The organism is Spirosoma pollinicola (assembly GCF_002831565.1).
Lineage (GTDB): Bacteria > Bacteroidota > Bacteroidia > Cytophagales > Spirosomataceae > Spirosoma > Spirosoma pollinicola.
Genome location: NZ_CP025096.1, coordinates 1,916,371 through 1,937,566, shown reverse-complemented (window position 1 = coordinate 1,937,566; position 21,196 = coordinate 1,916,371). Strand labels below are relative to the sequence as shown.

The 21,196-nt window shown below is 41.8% G+C and carries 18 protein-coding genes, 1 other RNA gene and 1 pseudogene; 10 read left to right on the top strand and 10 right to left on the bottom strand.

What is annotated here, in order from left to right; genetic code table 11:
- Position 1: 1 nt before the first annotated feature.
- Both CWM47_RS08225 and CWM47_RS08220 read right to left on the bottom strand, forming a co-directional pair.
- On the bottom strand, positions 2-1,105 hold the full coding sequence (locus CWM47_RS08225) for a catalase family protein (RefSeq protein WP_100987528.1): 1,104 nt from the start codon (positions 1,103-1,105) through the stop codon (positions 2-4).
- 283 nt (positions 1,106-1,388) lie between these two features.
- Complete coding sequence (locus CWM47_RS08220) at positions 1,389-2,417, bottom strand: L-dopachrome tautomerase-related protein (protein ID WP_157815922.1); 1,029 nt, start codon at positions 2,415-2,417, stop codon at positions 1,389-1,391.
- Between the two features lie 258 nt (positions 2,418-2,675).
- Between CWM47_RS08220 and CWM47_RS08215 the strand changes: the two genes are divergently transcribed.
- Positions 2,676-3,836, top strand: a complete 1,161-nt coding sequence (locus tag CWM47_RS08215; protein ID WP_240625763.1) for an alpha/beta hydrolase — start codon at positions 2,676-2,678, stop codon at positions 3,834-3,836.
- Positions 3,837-4,424: 588 nt separating this feature from the next.
- On the opposite strand, the gene CWM47_RS08210 is transcribed toward CWM47_RS08215, so the two are convergent.
- Positions 4,425-5,336 (bottom strand): alpha/beta fold hydrolase, encoded by a 912-nt coding sequence (locus CWM47_RS08210; RefSeq protein WP_100987525.1) that lies wholly within the window; start codon positions 5,334-5,336, stop codon positions 4,425-4,427.
- A gap of 165 nt (positions 5,337-5,501) precedes the next feature.
- A pseudogene (locus tag CWM47_RS08205) lies at positions 5,502-5,760 on the bottom strand (ISLre2-like element ISRsl1 family transposase); the annotation flags it as partial.
- Positions 5,761-5,856: 96 nt separating this feature from the next.
- Here CWM47_RS08205 and CWM47_RS08200 point away from each other — a divergent pair.
- The 5 genes from CWM47_RS08200 (at position 5,857) to CWM47_RS08185 (ending at position 11,935) form a co-directional block, all read left to right on the top strand.
- On the top strand, positions 5,857-8,850 hold the full coding sequence (locus tag CWM47_RS08200) for an SIR2 family NAD-dependent protein deacylase (protein ID WP_157815921.1): 2,994 nt from the start codon (positions 5,857-5,859) through the stop codon (positions 8,848-8,850).
- A 476-nt stretch (positions 8,851-9,326) separates the two neighbouring features.
- The gene (locus CWM47_RS39760; RefSeq protein ID WP_262512008.1) at positions 9,327-9,452 is read left to right on the top strand and encodes a hypothetical protein; all 126 of its coding nucleotides are present in this window, start codon (positions 9,327-9,329) and stop codon (positions 9,450-9,452) included.
- 554 nt (positions 9,453-10,006) lie between these two features.
- Positions 10,007-10,447, top strand: a complete 441-nt coding sequence (locus tag CWM47_RS08195) for a response regulator (RefSeq protein WP_100987523.1) — start codon at positions 10,007-10,009, stop codon at positions 10,445-10,447.
- Positions 10,448-10,602: 155 nt separating this feature from the next.
- A complete protein-coding gene (locus CWM47_RS08190; protein ID WP_100987522.1) occupies positions 10,603-11,124 on the top strand; it encodes a hypothetical protein in 522 nt (173 codons plus the stop codon).
- A gap of 328 nt (positions 11,125-11,452) precedes the next feature.
- Positions 11,453-11,935: a response regulator gene (locus CWM47_RS08185; protein WP_100987521.1), complete on the top strand. Its 483-nt coding sequence runs from the start codon at positions 11,453-11,455 to the stop codon at positions 11,933-11,935.
- Positions 11,936-11,996: 61 nt separating this feature from the next.
- Here CWM47_RS08185 and CWM47_RS08180 read toward each other — a convergent pair whose 3' ends face one another.
- On the bottom strand, positions 11,997-12,881 hold the full coding sequence (locus tag CWM47_RS08180; RefSeq protein ID WP_100987520.1) for a cation diffusion facilitator family transporter: 885 nt from the start codon (positions 12,879-12,881) through the stop codon (positions 11,997-11,999).
- Between the two features lie 335 nt (positions 12,882-13,216).
- Between CWM47_RS08180 and CWM47_RS08175 the strand changes: the two genes are divergently transcribed.
- Both CWM47_RS08175 and CWM47_RS08170 read left to right on the top strand, forming a co-directional pair.
- Complete coding sequence (locus CWM47_RS08175; protein ID WP_100987519.1) at positions 13,217-13,753, top strand: response regulator; 537 nt, start codon at positions 13,217-13,219, stop codon at positions 13,751-13,753.
- A 144-nt stretch (positions 13,754-13,897) separates the two neighbouring features.
- Positions 13,898-14,104 carry a hypothetical protein gene (locus CWM47_RS08170; RefSeq protein ID WP_100987518.1) on the top strand — a complete coding sequence of 69 codons (207 nt, stop codon included), beginning with the start codon at positions 13,898-13,900 and terminating at the stop codon, positions 14,102-14,104.
- 101 nt (positions 14,105-14,205) lie between these two features.
- Here CWM47_RS08170 and CWM47_RS08165 read toward each other — a convergent pair whose 3' ends face one another.
- The 4 genes from CWM47_RS08165 to CWM47_RS08150 form a co-directional block, all read right to left on the bottom strand.
- A complete protein-coding gene (locus CWM47_RS08165) occupies positions 14,206-15,060 on the bottom strand; it encodes a DUF2911 domain-containing protein (RefSeq protein ID WP_100987517.1) in 855 nt (284 codons plus the stop codon).
- Between the two features lie 80 nt (positions 15,061-15,140).
- A complete protein-coding gene (gene hemF, locus CWM47_RS08160; RefSeq protein ID WP_206170618.1) occupies positions 15,141-16,055 on the bottom strand; it encodes an oxygen-dependent coproporphyrinogen oxidase in 915 nt (304 codons plus the stop codon).
- A gap of 22 nt (positions 16,056-16,077) precedes the next feature.
- Complete coding sequence (locus CWM47_RS08155; protein WP_100987516.1) at positions 16,078-16,704, bottom strand: AlbA family DNA-binding domain-containing protein; 627 nt, start codon at positions 16,702-16,704, stop codon at positions 16,078-16,080.
- An 824-nt stretch (positions 16,705-17,528) separates the two neighbouring features.
- Positions 17,529-18,011, bottom strand: coding sequence for a hypothetical protein (locus CWM47_RS08150; RefSeq protein WP_100987515.1), 483 nt, complete (start codon positions 18,009-18,011; stop codon positions 17,529-17,531).
- A 1,363-nt stretch (positions 18,012-19,374) separates the two neighbouring features.
- On the opposite strand from CWM47_RS08150, the gene CWM47_RS08145 reads away from it, so the two are divergent.
- On the top strand, positions 19,375-19,902 hold the full coding sequence (locus tag CWM47_RS08145; RefSeq protein WP_100987514.1) for a hypothetical protein: 528 nt from the start codon (positions 19,375-19,377) through the stop codon (positions 19,900-19,902).
- Between the two features lie 57 nt (positions 19,903-19,959).
- Here CWM47_RS08145 and ssrA read toward each other — a convergent pair.
- Positions 19,960-20,333, bottom strand: a transfer-messenger RNA (tmRNA) gene (ssrA, locus tag CWM47_RS08140).
- Between the two features lie 176 nt (positions 20,334-20,509).
- Here ssrA and CWM47_RS08135 point away from each other — a divergent pair.
- Complete coding sequence (locus CWM47_RS08135) at positions 20,510-21,151, top strand: hypothetical protein (protein ID WP_100987513.1); 642 nt, start codon at positions 20,510-20,512, stop codon at positions 21,149-21,151.
- Positions 21,152-21,196: the final 45 nt, after the last annotated feature.

Here is a 21,196-nt window from a genome sequence, read left to right as displayed (position 1 = left end):
GTCAATCGGGCAGTTCGTCAATACTACGTGGTTCCAGGCGGGGCTGTGCGTTCATCTGGTGCCGGTAGCGACTCGACGTGTCATAGGCCAGTCGTCGGGCGCGCATGATGCTGCCCAGGGGCCGGTGTTCGGGCAGGCAGTGAAAGGGATTGAACGTCAGTACGTCATCGGCGTAGACCCGCCGGGCCGGGCTGTAGGCGTTCTGAGCCGGAATCACCAGTTTGGCAATTGGCTGATACGGACTCTGATCCTGGGGCCACTCCACCGACCCATCTTCCACCGGCATGCTGGTTAGATCCGTGCAGAGCTGGACCTGTAATTCATACTCGGCTGCATGGTTTATGAAGTAGGAGACCACTAAGTCACGCAAGGCTGACTCGTTACGGGCATCAATTTCCTGCCCGCGCAAGGGTTGTAACTCATCCGATACCGGTACTGCCGATAGTTTAGCGATATAATCGCCGTAGCGAAGAGCGGCCATGCTAAAGAAGGTTTCACCCAGAATGTGGGTGTTCGCCTTGCCAATGCCCAGATCATTAGGTTCTGGGTGAATACCAACCGCATCAAGGACCTTATGAACCCCCGTCATGAGCTTCGACTGGGCTTCTTGCAGTTCCTGGGGCAGACGGGCTTGCTGTTCCAGCTTCAGTTGTTGCTTCAGATAGGTTTCCACCGTACCGGTTGGAATGACGGGATGATTAACCAGTAAAAAGTCCTGGGTCAGCGCATCGGCCTCTTCGGGCAAGAACTTGGGACCATTGACGCCAATCACCTTGATGGCCATGCCCCGAAAGGTGGGCTGTCCATCGGGCATAATGGCCCCCGGTGCCGTCGATAAGCGAACGATAACGGGGTACGTAGCAGACGTCTTAAATAAGCCCTGGGCTAGTGGCTCGGGCAGGTTGTCATAAATCTGTAATTCACCTCGTAGAATGCCGTGGCTTTTGGCGTGAGCATCGCGGATGGCATGGCGATGTTTCTCAAACATCAGTCGATTCACGCGGGCCATTGACTCGACTACCTGTCGGGTTTGCTCGTCTTCGTTGGGTTGTTTGACTTCGATGTCGTCCGAATAGGGGACGTAGGCATGCTGGCGAAGGGTCATATAAACAAGTGAATTAATAGTAAAAAATCGGAGCGTATGGAGCCAATATCCGGTTGGTAAGCCAACCAGAGCATGATTTACCCGGTTATTGAGCAACGTTTCCTACGTTCCAACCAGAATATTAGCTTGACCCGCTGACACTATTCTAGTTAAGGCGTGTCAAAAATTGGTTACTATCCGACTAATTCAACGGAGGTATACGTTGATCGGGTACAGATGAGTGAATGATTCTTGATTAGATTCGTTGCGTAGTCGAATAAGGTTGTTCTCTACTACATTCGTATTACTCAATCTTTAATCGCAGCACTTCATAGGGCCCTTTGCGAGTGGACTTGCCCCCGTTATGTTTAGCCATGTGCTGGATGTGTGAGGTGGTCAGGTACAAATAACCGTTGTAAAGCGCGTAGCTGTCGGGCCACATCAGCCGATTTTTGTCGGTCAACAGGACTTGTTTGGTTGGTTTAAAGGTTCCCGACGACGATGCTCCCGGTATGCGGTAAAGTGTGTACGTCTGGTCGTCGCCCAGGTACAAATTTCCATTGTTATCCGTAATCATACCATCCGTCGAGGCTACCTGGCCTAAATCCTCCACCCGGGCTGACACTTCCTGTGCCGATAAAGCCGAATCACGAAGATGTTCGGTCTTAATGCGGTACAATTTATTATCACTAAGGGGTTTATAGTACAAATAGGTGAAGTCCGGTGTTAGCGCCAGCCCATCTGACTGGAACCGGACGGGGCCTAGATTGTCCCGAAGCTCACGCCCATCGATCACAAATTTATAGCTCGGATCCGCCTTTACGGATGAGTCGTTCTTTAGCAGCAATCGCGTTTTACCGCTTTTCATATCGACCACCACAATACCACCCTGTTTCGATTCGGTAACATAAGCTACCTCGTGGTCGGTATCGACCCGAATATCATTGAGGTAACTGTCTGAACCAACAATGCCCTGCATGGGAAAGACTTTTTCGACCTGATTGGTGGCCAGGTTAAGGCAAACGAGCCGATGCGCGCCACCCACGACCCCGTTTTGCTTAGGACTAGCTGCATCGACTATCCATAATCGGTCTTTAGCATCGACATGAACAGATTGCACGCAAATCCATTTATCAGGACTAACGGCCTGTCCTTCCCGCCAGGTGTTGTAGGTAGCCGTTGGATAGGGTTTTACCGAGCCATCTTTACCCACTTCAGCAACGGCATACCGATAGGTATCTGTCCAGTAGGGATAATTCACAAAGACCCGTCCCTGTTTAGACACCGCTACACCCGTTATCTGATAAGTGTTGTCCTGAAAAACGGGCTCCATTTTGGGAGATTGGGCCAGGACTACTTGAGCTACTAAAGGTAGTATGAGACTGACTACGAGTGCTATTCTTGGGCAGAACTTAAGCGGCATAAACGGGCTATAATAGATGATTAATAGAGAATATTTTATTTAACCAGCCCGAAGGAGTTTGGTTGAAAAAAAGAAGTTAATGGCTGTTAGCGGGCTGCAGTTAGTTTAATCGCCAAAACATCCGCCTCTATCCAGGGTTAATCGGAATTAAACCACAAACCAACATTGATGAAAAAATACACTTCAATTCCGCTAAACCACTGGACAGCTGGTGCATGTCTAATGGCTATCCTGAATTTGGCAGCTTGTACTCCATCCAAGAAATCAGCAGCAGGGGAAACTTCCGATAGTACCCAAACGGCGATGGGTAGCGATAGCGCATCCGGTAGCCCCGCTGAGTTGAAACCTAAAGGAGCTGGGCCTGGCTGGGCACCTGACATCACCCCGCCGATGCAGGTCGTCCTCGAAAAGCTGGCCAGTTATCAGGCCAAGCCCATTCCGCAGCTTCCACCTAAAGAAGCCCGGATGAATCCTACCCCAACGATGGCGGTTATGGCAGTCATGAAGGACTATAACATTACTATGCCGGAGCCCCGGGTGGATACGGCCGGGCAAACCATTCCGGTGGGCGGTGGGCGAAGCATCCACGCTCGAATTTATACCCCAAAGTCAGCCCATGCGCCTTTCCCCGTCATCGTTTACTACCATGGGGGCGGCTGGGTGATTGCCGATATCGACACCTATAATGTCTCGGCGCAGAGCATGGCCGAGCAGGTGGGTGCGGTCGTTGTCTCGGTAGGGTATGATCTGGCTCCGGAACACAAATTTCCGACGCAGCATAACCAGGCGTTTGCCGCCTATGAATGGGTGATAAAGAATGCCGCTTCGATTAAGGGTGATCCCCAAAAGGTAGCGCTCGTTGGCGAGAGCGCGGGGGGTAATCTGGCGGCTAACGTCAGCATTATGGCCCGCGATAAAAAGATAACCATGCCCAAGCATCAGGTGTTGGTGTACCCGATTGCCAACAACGACATGACCAGTGAATCGTATACCAAATACGCGGGGGCTAAACCACTCGACAAGCCGATGATGGCCTATTTTGTGAAACAAACCCTGACAAGTCCAGCGCTGAGCAGTGATCCGCGAATTTCGCTTGTTAAGGCTAAATTAGAGGGTTTACCAAGCACCACGCTGATTGCGGCCGAATTAGATCCGTTGCAAACTGAAGGCAAGCTCCTGGCCGATAAGCTGAAAGCCGCTGGTGTTTCGGTTACCTACAAACTCTACACTGGGGTGACTCACGAGTTCTTCGGCATGGCTACGGTTCTTCCCGAAGCGAAAGATGCGCAGAGGCTAGCCGCCGATGAGCTGAAAAAAGCATTGAAATAGACCTTAGATTCTTCGAAGACAAAAGCCGTTAAGCTCTATGCTTAACGGCTTTTTTATATAGCTATTAAAGAAATTTCGCTCTGGCTTAAACGATAAACCATCGTTTAGGTAGGGTATTGGCTTTTTTTCGCTTGATGGCAAAGATCAATTTCATTGGCACTAAATTTGCACTTTACAAATCTGTTCAAGACAAGATCAAGCCAAAGTTGAGAGGGTTAAATTTTGTACTTTTCATAGTAATCGTCCAGAAAACGTAACCTTTTCGTGAACGCTTTTAGATTCAAAGGCAATTAAGCGAGCTGCACTGAAAACCATTAAATCTTGTTCATTCGTCGAAGCGTTTTCGTGAACGAATCAAGTAAAATTATAACTTGTATTTATTCTAGAAGAAGACGATAAATTTCAGTAGAAATTTGAGACCTCGAAAATGGTACATTTCGACTATGATTGCTCATAGCTTCCCGATCTTAGCCACTACCCTAAACAATAAATTAAACGTAGATAGATTACGCTTTACTGACACTAACCTCAAGCTGTAGCTAATTAATCTGCAATGATTAACCAGCTAAAGCTTGGTCAGGGTTGCCCTTACTTTTTCCTGCCAAAGGCGAGAAACAGGCCAACCACCAGCACTGCAGCACTTAAACCAACAAAGATTTTTCCTGAAACCTCAGACGCTTTAGCCAAGGTGGGCGTTTGGGAATGGGCTTCATAACGCCCCTCCGTTACGGCCAGAATAAGCGCCACCGTTTCGTCGGGCACATCCAATTGGGGCACGTGACCACAATTCGAAAACCAATGAAGCTGCGCGTCAGGAAACAACTCTAAGGCCCGTTTCGCCTGACTGGGTGGACAAATACGGTCCTGACGACCCCAGCCAATGACCAGGTTCGGGATGGAACCAACTGCTGCACCCTGCTGCGGGGGACCATGAGCCAGACTATCCAGCAGCTTGGTGAAGCTGGGGGTGGGTAAAAACTCCCGAAATTCATTAAGAGCCACCTGTGCTGGGATCGTCCAGGGATGGGCTGAAAATTGAGCAAACAGCAGCGTACGGCTTACCGGATTGTTGACCAGGGGTGGTAAGACGGGTTGGATGAGTTGGGATAATTGGGCCGATAGCCGAACCGACTGATAGAAATAGGCGACCTGCCAGCCTTGCCAGAAGCCCCCTGGATCTAGGGATATGACGGCTCCCACAACTTGGCCCCGCCGGGCGAGTTCAAGCACCAGCCGGGCTCCCATCGAATTCCCTACGGCATCAATGCCCAGCAGCTGGTGCTGGGTTAAAAAGTCGGTCACCGCATCGGCCAGGGTGGGAACAGAAACCTCTCCGACCAAGGCTGGCGATTGGCCGAAACCGGGTAAGTCCAGCGCGATTACATCCCGCTGGGTGGCCAACTCATCCAGAATGAGATCCCAAGTCTTCAGGGAACTGCCAATGCCGTGAAGCAGCAAAAGTGGTTTACCGGACCCACGCCGGCTATAAGTCAGAGTCATACGTAGTAGGCAGTCAGATAGTCTGTTTAGGTTAGTCAGTTTTTCGCTAGACAACCTAGCATGAACCACGGATGGGGTCTTTAGTTTAGAACTGGACTTGCTACCTTTTTTTAGGCAGCTGTTTCTTACTGTAGTGTCCAGTTTAAAGTAGCAGATTCACTAGCTAGCTAGGCCAAATCCGTTGGGGTGTTGGCTAAATAATTCACTGTTAGCAATTTGTATCTGTCCGTAACGCGTTGTCATCTTTTTTTTTACGTCGGTCAGTTGGCACATCACTCAGGCTTTTTTCCAAGACTTGCCGACCCAATTCCTGCCAAATTTCATCGAACGACTTTTCATAGTCGTAGAAAGTTGGCTTGCTTTTAAGTTGTTGCAGGTCTTGATATTTTTGGCGGGCCAAGGCTATGTATTCATCTTCAGTCATGCCCTAAGCTAACGACATCAGGCGACAATTTGAAATGCACCCGTTTTCGTTGGAGCAGGTGTTTCTATGAACTCTGGTATACCAAGCTGGACAAATATGGTAAATCAACTTAAAGATGATATAGGGATAGAAAATGAGGATACCGAAGACCCCCTTCAGGTTGCTCAAATTTATTTCAACGAAAAGAAGCATAAAGAATACATTCAGAAAATAAGACATATCCTTCATCATAAGAAGAAAAAATATAATCAAATTAATGAAGCAATTTTTGATTTACAACCCGAACATATTATAACTACTAATTTTGACGACTTACTTGAACAAGTAGTAAGAAATAGGGCATTACCTTTTTCAATAATTAAAAAAGATTCAGAGTTCCCTTATGCCTCTAATTCAAACCTTTTAGTAAAAATTCATGGAGATTTAGATAATGATGATTTTACCTTGAAGGAAGAAGATTATCTTGATTATGATGTTAAGCATCCTTTATTTGATGCATTCATTAAGTCAATTTTCTCAACAAAACTTGTACTCTTTGTCGGGTATAGTTATTCCGACATAGACTTAAAAATTATCTTACAAAAAGTAAGAAACATCTTAGGTAAGGATTTTCAAAGCTCATATTTATTAGCTCCCGAATATTTTAGTGAGTATAAAATAAATTATTTAAAAGAGAAAGGTGTAAATGTCATAAGCTATGAACCTAACAAAGAAGTTGTAGAAAAATTTCTTAAGGGTGAAAATGCTAACAGTATATCATTTAAAAGAGAAGGTACAAATTTATTAGACAAAGGAATTGAACTATTAGATTTAATTACTTTTATTAATCAATATGATAGATTTATAGAAGGGTTAGCGAAGAAAGATTATTTTGAACAAATGTATTTATCTTTAAAGAGATTTTCTGAATTAAATTCATTACCCTACTTTTTCATAGCAAATGTTTATCCATTTAATAACACTGATAAGCAGACTTACTATAATGAGCATGAAACATATTCTTTAAAAGTAAATAATTCGGAGTTGGTAAACTTTTTATACAACAATACAATTTATAATAACGGAAATACTAAAATTACAGATGAATATATTAAACAACTAAATAATATTAATTACGCCAAAGAAATAAATAAATTTAGTGAATTTATAATAAAAATTCTAAACTATTCAGCAATTTCAATATTACATTCAAAAGAAACAGTAAATGAATATGGTACTATTGAAAGAAATGATATAGTTCTCTTAAATAGTATTGAGAAATTTTGTGAATGTCCTAATTGTTTAATAAATAATCTAAAATTTGACAAGTTAATCAATTTCATACAGACTGGAGAAATTACAGATGCAACTGACATTAAAGAAGATTCTCTATTAGCCTTTTCTCACTATAAGATGTCAAATTATTTTCAGGCATTCAATATGTTTGAAGATATTGCACAGAAAGCTTGGCATATGGAGAAATATATAATATATTTTATCGCAAAGTCTAATTTAATAAAACTCGGCCATAATATGGGCCTTTACGAATATAATAATATTGAAGCAAAACTAACTACTGAGTTAGAAGCTAAAGCTAGCTTAATTGATTTAGAAGCTGTGTATAGGCAAATAAATGATGTTTCAAAGGAAGAATCTGAACTTTTAAAAATTATAAGAGATGATGAAGTACTACGAAGGTCAGTGAATAATGTATATGATGAATATGAGAAAATAAAAGACTTATTTGAAAGTATCAAAAAAGGTACTTCTTATAATACCCACGACTCCTCAAAAATAATAGACTTTCACTTGGGTAGTGTTGAGATGTTTTATGAAAGAAATTGTATAGTAAGCGATATTTTTAGCGAATACAGGAATTTATTTAATACCGGTGTTGAAGCATTATTATTGAATCATAAAATTTATCAAAAATATTCACGCGGTGGACAGACGCTTAATCTTTCATTTTGTACTTATTTTATTAATTATGGAAATTTTAAGAAATTACAAAAAGTATTAAGAAATTATGAGATAAAGAATATTGATCTTGATGAAGATGCAAAAATAAAGTTACCAAAAATTATCAATAACTATCTCAAATCTTTATATTCTGAAAATAATATTTTTGGGAGAGATGTTGAAGCGAATCAAAAATTCACTTACCAAATTCAAAAAGCTGGTGTCCATAAAAGTAAGTTTACTGATATTTTCGACAATATCTGCTTACTATTAAGAATTGTAGACATAAATGAAGTAGAAATTGAGTTTATTGGCAATCAGTTTATAGATTTTATAAATGCGACTGAAACTTTATATTGGTATAATATTAATTGTCTAGTTTTTTTTATTGAGGGAAATAAAAATAATTTATCTCTTGACTTTTATCACAATTTTTTATCTGCGCTTTGTCGTAAGCCAAAACTTATTACCGAAGAAATATTTAAGTCAATGGCAGGAATATTTTCAACAAGAACTAATGAAAAAAAAATCAACGAAGTTAACCTTATTGAAAAAATTATTTTAAATCAAGAAGGTCTCAATAGTGGCGTTCGGTCTAAAACGAACAAATACTTATTTTATTTATGGTATTTGGTAGATGATAATATAAAGCCATTAATTATAGATAAAATTACACATCAGTTAAATCAAGATTTTTCAGATAGCCTTTATTGGGATTATTCTATCAATAATATTATTGATTATAAAGAACATTTTCCAAATTATATAAACTTCATAAAAAACAATACTACTCCTTTTGACTCATTTAATGATATTTATACTTTATTATCTGAACAAGCACAAAAAAGAGAAATAATAAATTATAATTTTCTCAATTTAATTAGACTTGTTTATTCTCTAAATATTACTATTACTGATGAAATATATGAATCTAAATTTATTAGTGAAGACTATATGAAATTTTATTTGTCGCCTGAAAAGTATAATTATAACAACTTTAATCCAAATTGGCTAAATTATATGCATGATTCATATATACATAAAAAGCTAAAAGAAATTCCACAAGTTGTAGAGTCTCTCACAACGCACATAAAAGCTGGAAATGCTAACAAGGAATTAATTAATTTGTACATAAAGTTTTATCTTCAATAAACAGATTAGAATTATGAATCACCATTTAGTTCTAAATTATTTATTGGAGATAAAACAGTTTGTAGCATTATAAAATTTATGTATGAGAATCTGATATATTATATCATATCATATCAACAGAAAAACAAAAAATGCCTTTTAAACAAGAGCATTTAAATAAATATCATAATTTGACAAGGTACTATACAAATTGAAGTTTACGCTTCCTCCTTGCGGCTTTAGCACACCCATTACAGCCGAAAGCGGAATCCATTCTAACACACTCATATTTATTGTTGCAGTGGAGACACAGTTTGTGATAATATACACGACCGTTAAAGCGTTCAGCACGTAGGTATTTTAAACTCCTCACTGGTTTAGTCTTTTCCGTTAATTCTATTACGAGCTGTCTTCGCCCATTACTTTACCATTCCCATTATTTCTGGTACGGACTTTGCTGAAAACTAGTTGAATCGACTACCCCAACTAGCATAGCCATGAAAATCCGTATCATCATTACAACAAGCCTTACGGTTACCGACGTTAAGAATGCTGTCGCCTGGGCCGTATTGGTCTCGTCGTCTGTCCTGTTTTGGTACGGCGTTGTCAAGCTGCTGGTTTAATGCACTAGCCAGACTAATAGCTTTGACTCTAACGGGTGTTTACTTCCCGTCGTACCAAACTGAATACCATTTGCATTTTTTATATTACAGCTGATCAATAGAGTCCCGCTTCTCACAGCCGATTTGTTGAATCACAGTCATCGCACCAATCTCCCCTAATGCCTTTAGAGGCAGTTTAACTTTCAGCGCCATCAGTTAAATTGATCTTGATTGGCAACTAGTCTTTTGCTGAATCTGTCAATTTATTGGCTTCCCTTCTTCTTGTTTATATACTCGCCTGATGGTCCTCAATGGCATCAGCGGTACGGTAGTTACTTCTTTTTCTGGGGATGGAGCTTCTTTTATAGCGAAACTATTCTATTATTGAGTGCGTATTGAGAGTAGACTGACCAATCGAGCCATTTTGCGAAACGAAAAGTTTACTTTATATCGATTTTGTTACGATAATCATTTATTTTTCCATAAATGCAAACCATTATCGACCGTTTACTAATGTGTCTATGTAGACTTTGTGGAAATTAGTTAACTTGCCATTGCTTATCCGTAACAAAACTATGCCGAACCACTTCCCTATCCTCATCGTCGATGATGATCCGCTGCTTACTGAGATTTTAAGTCAGTCTTCGCTGCTTGGCTTTCCGGAAGCATCCTTCCTGCAGGTTCACAGTACTGCCGAGGCAATCACCTATATCAAATCCCTGGACGGCTACGGGCCAAAACTCGTACTGCTGGACTGCTATTTACAGGACAGGGAAAATGGGTTGGACTTTCTTGCCTTTTTGCGTGGTAATCCAGAAACTCGCTATTTACCTGTCGTGATTCTAACGGTCAGCCAAATTCAGGCTGATATTGATAATGCGTATTCATTAGGTGCCTCCTCCTTTACCATCAAGCCCTCCTGCTTTAATGATTGGGTGGCATATTTAAGATCTTTGCGGCACTACTGGTTCAAAACCGTGACTCTGCCAAGAATACGATTCCAAAAGATGGCGTAAGCCAATAAGGCACAAGCTTATCGTAAACGTTCCATGCTGACATACCATGCCAGCTCGATCATCTGTACATTTATTTTTTTTGTTGTATCCATTTGCCGCTGTATTCTGTTTATTTGTTGGTAGGGTTTCGTGAAAACCGATAAACGAAGTGGCTCATGATGCTTTATTTGACGTCCATAGACCACAAATCCCAGGACCGTGAGTTTTTTTGTCAGCTGGATACGCTCGAAGTTGCCTTCGATTTTCTGAGCGATATCGTGGCCAAAGGAAGCACGCTGTCACAAGCATACATTTTGGACGATGGCCAACGAACCGACTTACCCATTGCGGTTTTTGATGGCGAGCCTTTCCTGGCAGCTATGCAGGAACTGGAGAAAGACTGGCAATCCCTGTTGACGGTACCCGCCACCTTATCGTTAGCCAACGGTGATGAACTTATCCTGCTTATTCAACAACGAGTCAAACAGTTTGAAAAGAAGATCGCCAATTACCAGAAGATGATTGACCGGCTTGAGCATTTGTTGCAGCGCACACAGAAAAATTTTTCTTCGGGTCCACTAAAATCTAGGGTTATTAGTCAATACGAATCTATGATAAGCCGGAATCGAGTCTGGCTGATCAAGGCCGAGATTTCCCATAAAGTTATTCTGATTCGCCTGACTCAGCTATCGGGATAAACGTTTCCGCAATTGTCTCTCCTGATCCCTAAGCAGGTACTTTCTCTGAGCATTCACTATATGTACCGGTTATACCTATGCGGTACATACAGGAAACTCTGATAAGAGTTTCAACCGTCGTACTAAATGGTCTGGTTCGGTTATGCAACTATTATATCTGGTACAATATCAAGGATATGATGTTGGCGGAAAAATCCCTGCACTAGTCGTTTATTGGATGCCAACATGCTATTTTATACGCAATTACCAGCAGATGAAAACAAATAAATTAATCAAATAGCTTAATTGCTAGTTGGTAACTAGTAGGGTTCCCTAACTCACAAACGTTATGAAAACTAATGATGACCAGTCAAGAATTAAAGCCAACTTTAGCCGGGCTAAATTATTGATCATTGATGATAACGACGATCAATGGATGTTGATTCGCAGAGCCATGCAGGAGTGTCTTTCTGAAGTAACTCCAATAAGAGCGTCCACTCCGGAGCAAGCGATAGACTTGCTGAGCGATTGGCAATTTCAGGAATGGGAAATTCCTAAATTAATCCTACTGGATCTGTATTTACCGGATAGTCAGGAAGGATGGGGATTGTTGAGACAAATTAAAACCATGCCATCGCCGTTCAATCACATACCTATTGTGATGTTCAGCTCGTCGTCGAGTGCCGAAGACATCTCAACGGCTTATCAGCTTGGCGTTTCTTCCTATGTTGTTAAACCAACTGATTTCAAAGACTGGCTTTCGTACTTTCAGGAAATTCGTTCTTATTGGTGGGAAACCATTACGCTTCCTCCAATTCAATATACATTCTAACTAAACAGGAATCGGTTTTAGCAACTTAGACTCAACCATGCTCTGGTGTTTATCTAGCTGCTTATACCGGTTCGACATGCACCAGTACGTCGTATACGGCTGGCTTTTCACTGAGTATAGCCGCTTTTACGGCATGGGCGATGTCGTGCCCCTGCCTGACTGTCAGATCGCCCGCTACCACTATGTGAAGATCAACAAAGTACTCAAATCCAGTTTTTCGAACCCTGTATTTATCAATTCCCCTGACCTGGGGCACTGTCAACGCAATGGTACTGAGTTCTTGCTGCCAATCGCCAGCTGGGGTTTCGTCCATGATTTCGCCAAAGGAAGGGCGAAAAATAAGATAGGCGTTGACGACTATAAAACCAGAAGCCAGCAAAGCAGCCCAATCGTCGGCGCTCTCGTAGCCCGGCCCACCAATGAGCGCGATACTAATACCCACAAACGCCGTTAAAGACGTAATGGCATCGCTGCGATGGTGCCAGGCATCAGCTTTAACGGCGCTGCTTTCTGTTTCAACCCCTACTTTAGCAACTCGACGAAACAGGATTTCTTTCACCAGTACTACGCCTGCCAGGACGGCCAGGGTAAATGGAGCCGGGATTTCGTGAGGCACCTGAATATTACGGATACTCTGCACTGCAATCAATATAGCCGCCCCCACAAGGGCCATCGACACAACTATAGCAGCCAATGGCTCGGCTTTCCCGTGGCCATAAGGATGGTTTTGGTCGGGTGCCTTTGAGGCTGTTCGAAGCCCGAACCAGACAAAAATTGAGGTAACAATATCGGTACCTGATTCCATGGCATCGGCAATCAGGGCATAGGAGTTACCCAGCCATCCTGCCAGTCCTTTAACCAACACCAGTCCAATATTGACGGCAATACCTATTAAAGTTGATTTCTGTCCACGCTCGGCCTGATGGGGTTTTACTGCTTGCTCCATTATGTTAGTAAAAACGGTTCTTCATTAAATCGTATTGTAACCAGTATCACTATACCGTAAAGCTTCTCCGGCTAAGGACGTTATGTGCAAATGGAATTGCTTTTCTGTGTCACAATAGTCAACTGGGGCACTCACGTAGGTAACACAACTATAGGCTGATGGTTTTGGCTTTTGCTCATCTCTTGATTGGGAATGTGTTATTCGGGGCTTTATGTACTTTGATTTTAAGGGAGATTTTAACCGAAAAAATAGAAAAACCATAGAATAAGAAATTGAATTTTAGCTAGTATAAATTTTATCTTGTAAGTATAATTACTTAGCTAATCACTATACCTATGAATCACTCTCCTCAAACAAGTGAAAACTATACTGTCAAGCGGATTAACGAATTGTTTTCGCATTATATTCAACAGGTACACAGAGTTTACAAATTACCTGAATCGGCAGAAAGCAGGTTAAGTAACATGCTGGTCAATAAAGTAGCTCCTGTCTGGGTAGTGGATGACAACATTAACGATCAGTTTTTTATCAAGTCCGCGTTTAACAGCGTTCGCCCCGATATTCCAGTAATAACGCTCGACAATGGTGAAGAACTGCTATCCAGAATGACAAAAACCAACTTATTACCTAGAGTAGTTTTACTGGACCTTAATATGCCCCGGGTGAGCGGTCTGGATATATTACAGAAAATACGAGATAATCAAAGTTATGATAATCTTACGGTGGTCGTGCTTACGACTTCATCGTGGGTTACAAACGAAGATCGACGAACAGCCCTGGCCTTGGGCGCCGATCAATTCTACACAAAACCATCTACTTATATGGACATGATTGATCTTATCAAGACAATCACTGACAATTGGTGTGATTAAGTACCAGAATTGAGACCAAAAAGCACCGTGTCTGTTCAACGACCCGATGATTTCAGGTTCTGATCGGTCCTGAACATTTGTATGGCAAACCAGTTTTGGGAGAGTCAATCTTAACGAATCAGTTAACCTTTTCTTTTTCAAAACATGGCAGATTTACCCATTCAATTTCAGCCCGGCGACCAGGTCGCTCTTTTAGATGGCAGTTCGCCTATGACCGTTAAATCTGTTAAAGATAATGGTCGCACCGTTACCTGTGAGAGCAGTAGTGAGGACAACCCCACTGAAAGCGATTATGATGCCACAAAGCTCACGAAACTACATAGTAGTGAACAGACAGGCTCAAAAGCGTAGTCAAGAGGGTATAAAACAGGAATGCCCGCGCTGGTTGCACGGGCATTCCTGTTAATATGTTTAAAACAGGCTCCAACAAACTCGTTTCCGGGAATCGACATCTATTTTTTAGCAGAAGCAATCAGGTCATTCGCCATTTTCACGTAATCCGCATTTTTTGCTTCCGTTGCCAGTGCAACTGTTTTCTCAGCACTGGTGATCGCACTGGCTTTTTCTTTAAGTTTCAGTTCAATCCGGGCTTTCAGCAACATTACCCAGAAGGCTTTCGGATTCTGCTCCGTGGCTTTGGTCACCCAGCCAAGGGCTTGCTTCAAATCCCGATTCGTATCATAATAGTAACTGGCTGCCTCAAAATAAGCAGGCTTATCAGAAGCGAGCGAAGCGTTAATATTTTTCACGATCGTTTGATCAATATCGGCTGTGATAGAAACGGGAACACGGGTTTTGTCCCACATAATTTCCAGCACGGCCGAATTAGGCAAAATGTCAGCGATATTGATGGTAAAGGTCTCTACTTTATTGGCAAGCGTAGTCGGTTTCACCTGAACCCGTACAACTTCATTTTCTTTTTTGTAATCGCCCACATTAGCTCCCAGGTCCAGGTCTTTGGAAAGCATTACTTCCCAACTGGTTTTACCCGGAATCGTGAATAACCCGTAGGTGCCCGCCTTGACCTCTTTACCTTCGAGTTTCACATCCGATGAGAAAGTGATCTTGGATGTCGCATTGGCACCCGTACGCCATACTTTATCATAAGGGACCAAATCACCGAAGATCGCCCGTCCTTTAACCGCCGGTCTGGAGTACTCCAGTGTAATATCGCCCAGGGCGAAACTTTGTTTGGTGGTTTGAACAGGACTGGCTGCCGGCACTCTAAGCTGAGCCTGAGCGATCGAGAGCGAACAGAGTGTAATCAGGATAACTACGGCTACTGACGGATAATTTATACTCTTCATGATGAATGATGAAATTAATTGTTTTTAAGTTTATCGTTTGACCACTAAAGATACAGTCTGATTTGACTGGAATGGACCTATTATACCCAGTTGATACCTTTTTGAAGTAGATTCAGTGTTTGCTCTTCGCGGCTGCCCGCTTCGGTTTTGAAATCGTAAATCCAGTTCGCCTGGGGAGGCATACTCATCAGAATAGATTCTGTACGGCCATTGGTTTCAAGCCCGAACTTGGTGCCCCGGTCCCAAACCAGGTTAAATTCGACATATCGTCCCCGACGAAGCAACTGCCAGTTTTTTTCGCGCTCACCATATGGGATATCCCGATTCTGGTGCATGAAATGCGTGTAAATTGGCGCGAACGAGTTGCCCACCTCCTGTACAAAAGCAAACAAGCTGACTTTATGAGCCGAATCTGTCGGCTTCAAGTAGTCGAAGAAGATTCCCCCTACACCCCGCGTTTCCTGGCGGTGTGGTATGTAGAAATAATCATCAGCCCAGGGCTTGAATTTCGGGTAATAGGCAGGATCGTGACGGTCGCAAACGGATTGCAGCGCTTGATGAAACAAGCGGGCATCTGCATCAACAACATAATGCGGCGTTAGATCTATGCCTCCCCCAAACCAGTTATGCCCCGTGCTCATTTCAAAATACCGGACATTCATGTGAATAATGGGCACCATTGGGTTGCGAGGATGCAACACGATAGATACACCTGTAGCGTAAAACTCGGCGGGTTCTGTCAGTTTCAATGTGCGAAGTGTAGCCTCCGTTGCGTCGCCATGTACAGCCGAGAAACCAACACCCCCTTTTTCAATAACAGCCCCATCAGTGAGCAGCCGCGAGCGGCCTCCACCCCCACCCGGCCGTTGCCATGCGTCCTCACGGAATGTTGCCGCACCGTCGGCCTCCTCCAGCGATTGGCAGATTCGATCCTGAAGGTCTTTAAAAAAATCGGTGATTGTTTCTTTAGAAACCGTTTCTTCCTGCGTTATCATACTCACAAAGATACAACAAGGATTACTCTGCCAGTTTAAGGGCATAGCGAACCGGGCGAGGTTTATCAATAAGGATCAGTAATCCCCGCTCAGCTAGTTGTCGGAGCAATTTGCCGGCTCTATAGTCTGATATATTGATCAGTTTCGCAAACTTATCGGCCGTAATATGATCGTTCTTACGAAGGTATTGAATCAATGTTCGGGCCATGGGTGATTTTAGTAATTCACGGTCCGCCATTTCAGGCGTGATAATGAGCTTGTTGGTCGGCACCGATTTATCTTTTGCGCGAACATAAATTGTTCGTTTACCAGATTCATCCAGAACATAATGAGGCTTTTCGCTGCTTTCGGGAATAGTAATACTAAGGACAAGCCGCCCATCTGGCGCAAGCGTTTCGTAGCTAACAACTAAGGATGGCTCTACCAACCTGTCGGTAGCTTCTTCAATTTTATCGATCTCCCGAAATTCCGATACAACACCAACTGTTTTTCCACTGTCAGTAATACCAATCAGGAGTGTACCGCCAGACGTGTTGGCAAATGCGGCCAGTGTTCGGGCAATACGGTAGGCTGACGAAAGAGTACGCTTGAACTCCAGGCGTGTATGTTCGCCCTGACTTATTAAATCATCAAGTTGATTACGGGTCATAAGAAGAAAAATAGGCACGCAAGCATTTATTCTTTAACTGATAATACCTGCTTCTTCATCCAATTTTGATAAAATATATTACACAAACTACCACCTGTACCGATTATTAACGGATGATTTTTTAATACTGATTACTATCTGGTAGTTCAGTAAAGCTTCTATAGCAATTTGTCCTGCTCATCCCTTAAGTTACTGAGGCACAAAAGTCATCAATTTAGACTTTTTATGATATTAAGGCGGTGATCAGTTCAAGAAACGGATTAAATTTTTCTATTTCAATTTCATCATTTATGGGTAAACGAACGATTCAATTGCCTATAGGTATTTATTACCAACGCAAACAGGCAAGTCAAATGAAAAAATCAACATCTATCAAAAAACTTAACGACTTATTTATAAATAATTTCTTATCCTGTAACGAAATCAACTAATGAAATCAAATTAGCTGTGTACTACTTTTTCTCGTAGTACCGGTGAGCCCCTAATTTATTCCGATTAACTAAATATGCTCACAACTCACTGAGAAAGAGCTATCAGAATTTTTGTTTAGCTCCTTTCCAGAACAACGTTAATTTTAACGGTGCTATACAACAGGCTTGAAATCAACATCAACCCTGGCCCATCGTTTCTAGTTGAATTAAATTTTCAGAACATAATTATAGCTTAACGAACTAATAGTTAAACCAACTTTCGGACCAGATGCAGATTACTTTGATAAAACAACTACTACATGGCTCAATAAAAAAGCGGATTACTCATCCGCTTTCTCATTCTTGTTACAAAAAAATTTCCTTCAAGACCAATCTGGCAATCAAAAAGAGAGACTATTCAACCGCTGAGTTTAGCTTTTTCCGACCACGTGGCTTGCCAGTATACTCTGGTTTTGGACTATCGCTCGACAATTTTAGCTCGTATCCTGTTACGTTCTCATCATAGTCAAATGGCTTAACAGTGAAACTATATTTTGCCTCTGCAAAGTCGATTCCGCCCTTTTGTAGAATGTAGGGCAGTGAAATACCGTAACTCTTAGCCCCCTGAGTCAGCTCGAACGTTTGCTCTTGCCCATCATCACCCGGGATCAGAAATAGCGATTTTATTTTCCGCTTTCCTTCCTGGGTACCTACTTTGAACCGATTATTATTCGGATCAAATCCTAACTGTGAAATAGCTTTGGCAGGAAACACCAATTTGCCCGTCGATGAAATATAGCCCGTTACAGGTGATGCCTTAACAACAGCTTTCTCAATTTTTTTTGTTGATTCACTATTCTCATCTGGAGAAAAGAACCGTATTTGTTTAGCTTTCATTGACAGTAAATGGATTATTTTTAGATACAGACGATGCAAATATACAAAGTCTGATTTTCAAAAAAATAAATCTATTAAATAAGTATTGAAAAATTAACAGAAAATTAGTTTGCAAGCGAGAATCGCATTTTAATTATAGCTAACTTTTTACCCTTATGTATATAGAAGTAAAGTTAGTTTTCCGAATATAGTTTATTTATGCGTCAATTTCCTTAAGCAGGAGACTCTGCCAGCCATGGTTCAGTTACCGATCTGTTAACCTTAACACTACTGAATTTATACTGGGATTTCACTATAAAGCTTGATCAACTGCCACCATAATTAATGATAAATTCAAGGCACTTTATTTTTAGTATTTAGTTGTGTACTTTCAAAATACGTAGTTATGTGTTTATAATTTTATTAGTAATAATAAAAGCGGCTATCCAGTTTCAACCATATATACTCCCATTTTCACCAGTTAATTTCATCAAGCTTGAATGGCCATATTTATCTATCTATCAGCAAATTAACTACTATCAATCGACCTTTTCACATCAGAAACAACTTACAGCATAAAACACAAGTGAACAGATAGTCTATCTGTTCACTTGTGTTTTATGACTTGAATGTAGTGGAGGAAAATATATGAATTTTACCAATAAATCCGTCCAAATCGTCTGTTCGATCATTTCTGGAGTAGGGTTAGGAAACTTCAGGTATGTTTGCGGCTAACTACAATGGATAGAGTGTAGTTTTCGCCTATACCGATTTAGTAGAGCTGATTTAAACCGGAAATAAACATTTTATAAGAACTCCGGATAGCTGAGCACAGATCGGACATACCTGATAGAGATATCAGGTCTAAACCCCTATGTTAGGATCAGTAACAACATTTGGCAATTTGTCAACCTCGTTTGCACGCATGAGTACTTTGGCAGTAGCCAGATTCACTACAGCCAGAGGGATATATTGTAGCCGTTGCACAGAACTAAAACAAAACTTTTGCAAGGCCAGCTGCAAGTAAAACAGAGACTGTGAAAATACCCACCCAGGCAATTGTATTGACTGGATCAAGGGAAACTGAGCGAGATCGTTTCATAAGAGTACAAATAATAAGCCGTATAATACAATAAACGAAATTCAATACATTTTAGCTTGTTGTTCGCTGGCCAAATGTGAAATTAGTTTAATGTATACGTATGTTTTGATTAACGCACGGTCGAAACCCTGAGTTAGTTGGCAAGTCATTGCGCCTTGACAAGTATAATAAGCGGTAGACTGCCTATTTTATTTGAATATCAATTATCGAACCAGTTTCTGAGTTTGAGAAACAATTTCTAAAACCTATGTTTGAGAACAGGATAAAAGCGAAATTTGCAGCATGAGAAGCTCATTTTTATTACTCCTACTTGCTAATCTTTTAGTTGCCTGTGGCCATACAGAAAACGCTAAAGAAAAAAGCAATCCCGCAAAAATTGATTCTGTTACAGCTACAACGCAGACATCCAAGAGTTGCCTGTCGGTGGTGAAACCCGAGAAACTGGGTAAATCAGATGAGTATCAGGAATCAGCCAAACCAATAAAAGTATCGGTAACAGTAGACCAGGATACCAGTTCAATGCAAGTTGCCGACGAATGTTATTTTAATAATACCGTTACCATTCTGGCAACAAAAAAGACTGGGAGCCGGGTATTTAAACGGACACTTCTTAAAGATGACTTATTGTATTTTACCAAATCCGACAAATCTATTGAGCAGGCAATCCTTCAGTCGGTAACCTACAAACCCACCTTTAACAGTCAGAAATACGTTACCGTAAATATGAGGCTGATTGAACCAGGCACAAAAAAAACCCTGGATTACCTAGTAACGATGAACTACTTCGGCGAGATTATAAAAGTAAAGTAGATAATCATCGTCAGGGCACAAAAAAAGTCGGCAAATCAATGATTTGCCGACTTTTTAGTGTGGAGACGGAGAGATTCGAACTCTCGTCCAGTCAAGGAACCCGTCGTGCCTTCTACATGCTTAGGTATACTTGGGATTGTCGGGAATCGGCCCGGTGTATACCAAACCAAGCGTCATCCGTAGGTGCTTGTGTCTTACTCGGCCGTTAACACCATAAACCGAGCCAGCGCTGCGAGTCGATGCCTCCTGATCCAGCCAGCAGCACGTAGGCCGGGGAGACAATGGCTAATGCTTAATCCTCCAGATTAGGCAGCCATGGCGTAGTTATATTCGCCAGTTATTGTTTTGACGATTTGTTTGGGCAGGAAATACCGTCAACTCCTGGCATGCTTACACGCGACCTCAGCAAGCTGTCAATTCCGGTCGTCCCCAAATTGACACACAAAACTTGAGTGTGCAGGTAAGTAACCCGGATCAATAGTCTTTGGTTCGACGTTTATACATTATTGTTACGTGCCTTTTTTTGTAGGTACAATCAAAACTTCTTGCTCATAAACCAGTTATACAGTCGCTAATAGCCGTATTTTGCTCTTTTGGCACTACGCTGATGACCTCTACTTCGTTTGAAACTTCACTGTATCAACACCTGACGCCTTTTTTCGAACGGCATCAATTTTTGCTGTTGCCAGAAAAGAAACAATACCGAAAAACGACGGATACGGGTTTCCAGCATATCCTGCTTTGTCCAACTTTTTATGCCCATGAAACGACGCTGGCTGTCAGGCTCGGTTGCCGAAATGAACAGATTGAACAAATTGCCCAACAGTTTTTAACAAGCCAGTCGATAAGCCAACTTGATACAAATACGTTGCTCATCTCGATCGGGCAGTTCAGCGATTTTACAATAGACCGGTTTTGCATTCATTCTGAAGATGAACTCTTGAGCGTTTGTGAACAAATTGAACATTTTTTCGCTACCTCAGGCTTTGATTTTCTAGCTGCTTCCAGTTCCTTGCTTGCCCTCGATCGATTACTAAATAATCAACCGGGCCAGCCCTGTCTTTATGTATTTAACCAAATGCATCGCTATTATAAAGGCCTGATTACGGCCCGCCTGAATCATAATACTCACTTCGATGCTCTGGTTGATACTTATCGTCATTTACTTCTCGCCCAGACACAGAACAGACACGAACAAATTCGTTTCGAGCGATTAATTTCTTATTTACACTACTACTCTGCCAACTAATTTCTTTTAGGGCAGTAGACTTCCAGCAAACAAGTTTACTCACCT

Bases quoted from the DNA above. Each gene is read 5' to 3' on its own strand.
- CWM47_RS08225 (WP_100987528.1), bottom strand. From the start codon at position 1,105: ATGACCCTTCGCCAGCATGCCTACGTCCCCTATTCGGACGACATCGAA.
- CWM47_RS08175 (WP_100987519.1), top strand. From the start codon at position 13,217: ATGAATCACTCTCCTCAAACAAGTGAAAACTATACTGTCAAGCGGATT.
- CWM47_RS08195 (WP_100987523.1), top strand. From the start codon at position 10,007: ATGCCGAACCACTTCCCTATCCTCATCGTCGATGATGATCCGCTGCTT.
- CWM47_RS08215 (WP_240625763.1), top strand. From the start codon at position 2,676: ATGAAAAAATACACTTCAATTCCGCTAAACCACTGGACAGCTGGTGCA.
- CWM47_RS08185 (WP_100987521.1), top strand. From the start codon at position 11,453: ATGAAAACTAATGATGACCAGTCAAGAATTAAAGCCAACTTTAGCCGG.
- CWM47_RS08135 (WP_100987513.1), top strand. From the start codon at position 20,510: ATGACCTCTACTTCGTTTGAAACTTCACTGTATCAACACCTGACGCCT.
- CWM47_RS08220 (WP_157815922.1), bottom strand. From the start codon at position 2,417: ATGGAGCCCGTTTTTCAGGACAACACTTATCAGATAACGGGTGTAGCG.
- CWM47_RS08155 (WP_100987516.1), bottom strand. From the start codon at position 16,704: ATGACCCGTAATCAACTTGATGATTTAATAAGTCAGGGCGAACATACA.
- CWM47_RS08165 (WP_100987517.1), bottom strand. From the start codon at position 15,060: ATGAAGAGTATAAATTATCCGTCAGTAGCCGTAGTTATCCTGATTACA.
- CWM47_RS08150 (WP_100987515.1), bottom strand. From the start codon at position 18,011: ATGAAAGCTAAACAAATACGGTTCTTTTCTCCAGATGAGAATAGTGAA.
- CWM47_RS08190 (WP_100987522.1), top strand. From the start codon at position 10,603: ATGATGCTTTATTTGACGTCCATAGACCACAAATCCCAGGACCGTGAG.
- hemF (WP_206170618.1), bottom strand. From the start codon at position 16,055: ATGATAACGCAGGAAGAAACGGTTTCTAAAGAAACAATCACCGATTTT.
- CWM47_RS39760 (WP_262512008.1), top strand. From the start codon at position 9,327: ATGAAAATCCGTATCATCATTACAACAAGCCTTACGGTTACCGACGTT.
- CWM47_RS08200 (WP_157815921.1), top strand. From the start codon at position 5,857: ATGGTAAATCAACTTAAAGATGATATAGGGATAGAAAATGAGGATACC.
- CWM47_RS08170 (WP_100987518.1), top strand. From the start codon at position 13,898: ATGGCAGATTTACCCATTCAATTTCAGCCCGGCGACCAGGTCGCTCTT.
- CWM47_RS08210 (WP_100987525.1), bottom strand. From the start codon at position 5,336: ATGACTCTGACTTATAGCCGGCGTGGGTCCGGTAAACCACTTTTGCTG.
- CWM47_RS08180 (WP_100987520.1), bottom strand. From the start codon at position 12,881: ATGGAGCAAGCAGTAAAACCCCATCAGGCCGAGCGTGGACAGAAATCA.
- CWM47_RS08145 (WP_100987514.1), top strand. From the start codon at position 19,375: ATGAGAAGCTCATTTTTATTACTCCTACTTGCTAATCTTTTAGTTGCC.